This is a genomic window from Arhodomonas sp. KWT, assembly GCF_010993615.1.
On the sequence record NZ_WNXE01000386.1, the window covers coordinates 1 to 1,690 of the forward strand.

Below are 1,690 nucleotides of genomic sequence, written 5' to 3' on the forward strand. Positions count from 1 at the left end.
TGCATCCGTTGGGATGCGGTGACCGACTGCTCACGCGTGTTGTGCGGTTGCTCACAATCCTCACGATAATCGAGTTGCCCGACGGGGCCAACGCCTTTCCGGTCGCCGGCGTGTCGGGGCCGCCGGCTGGACAGTGTGCAGTGCGACTGCTTGCCTGAAGGGCAGGGGCCGGAATGAGGAGGTGGGGTGGGCGAGGTCCGAAGACGGACAGATGGGGCACCGTGGCGATGGGCGATGTCGCTCCTGCTGGCGGTGACGGTGCTGCCACGGGTGGTCGAGGCGACCGGGCGGCCGGGTTCCGCAGATATCCGGAGTGGCGGCGGGACGGGGTTGGAGGTCGTCGCCTCCGAGCCCGGCGGTGCGCGGGTCCCGGTGTGTGTCGTCGTGCGTGACGCCCGTTCCGGGCTGCAGGCGGGTTACGCCGTCACGCCCGCATCTCCCCGGCGCGGTGCCGGCGCACCGGTCCGGCTTGCATTGGCGCCGGGTGCGTACGACGTGTACGTCGTGCCGCGCGATGTCGTTGGCGCGGCCACCCATGCCGCCCGGGACATCTGGATTACCCGGGGCTGGCACCGTCTGCGGGTCGGGTTCGCGCAGGGGCGGCTGGCGGTCACGGTCGCCGGGGCGCGGGGAATCGTGCCGGCGGGCGTGCGGGTGAACCGGGTCCGGGACGGTGGCGCCGTTGACGAGTCCGCCATCGAGTCCGGCGGGGCCGACCGGCCAACGGTGTTCGCCCTGCCGGGTGGGCGTTACGACGTGCGCGCACGCACCGCCGACGCGGTTCTCACCGCCCGCGGTCTCGAAGTGGTGCCGGGATCGCTGCTGGCGGTACGCCTGCGTGCCGGGGGAGGCGCCGGCGCTCACCGCGAGGCCCTGACCGTCCGGTCCACCGCGGCTGCCTCCGCGCCGTCACCCGACTATGCCGCGGCGGCGATACGCGCCGCCTGGCGGGTGCGCAAGGGGGCGTTGCGGCATCGATACCGGCTCGCCGGCGTGAAGGAGGTGTTGGCCGCAGACCGGGGCCGGCGCTACCGTCTCCTCCTCGTGCCCCGTGGTGGCGGCGAGGTCGTGACCGCGGCGGCGGGCACGGTCTTCCTCGCCGGAACCGGCTGGCGCATCCGCTGGCTCGACCTCCCGCCGCAGGGGCGTTAGCCGTTCCGTCTGGCATATCCCCCGGGCACACCGCGCGGTGGCCGGCCATCACATGTCGCTGTCCGGGGACGCTTCCGACCGACGGCCTGAGCGGCAGCGCAGCGGCTCTACGGCGGCCGGCCCGGTCGGCTATGATGGATGCCGGTAGCCGTCAATCACACAGGAGGGAAGAAGAAATGGACCGCTTTATCGCAACAAATCGCCGCCTCGTCCCGCTGCTCGCCGCCCTGTTTCTGTGGGCGACGCTGTTCATTCCGGCCGCGCAGGCCAGCATGGTGGGTACCCAGACCCTCGCCGCCCAGCAGTCGGCGGATGCCGCCCGTGAGCGGGTCCAGGCGCTGCTCCAGCGCGAGGACGTGCGTGACCAGCTCGTCTCCTATGGTGTCGACCCGGCCGAGGCGCAGCAGCGCGTTGCCGCACTCTCCGACGCGGAGGCCCGCCAGATGGCGCAGCGCATGGATGAGATGCCCGCGGGTGGCACCAGCATTCTGGGGGCCGCGGTGTTCATCTTCGTGGTGTTGCTGATCACCGACATCCT

2 protein-coding genes are annotated in these 1,690 nt (G+C 72.0%); both read left to right on the forward strand.

The window, feature by feature from the left end; genetic code table 11:
- Positions 1-234: 234 nt before the first annotated feature.
- Positions 235-1,152, forward strand: a complete 918-nt coding sequence (locus tag G7A99_RS19200; RefSeq protein WP_163143222.1) for a hypothetical protein — start codon at positions 235-237, stop codon at positions 1,150-1,152.
- Between the two features lie 176 nt (positions 1,153-1,328).
- A partial coding sequence (locus tag G7A99_RS19205) for a PA2779 family protein (protein WP_163143225.1) occupies positions 1,329-1,690 on the forward strand: 362 nt, incomplete at its 3' end.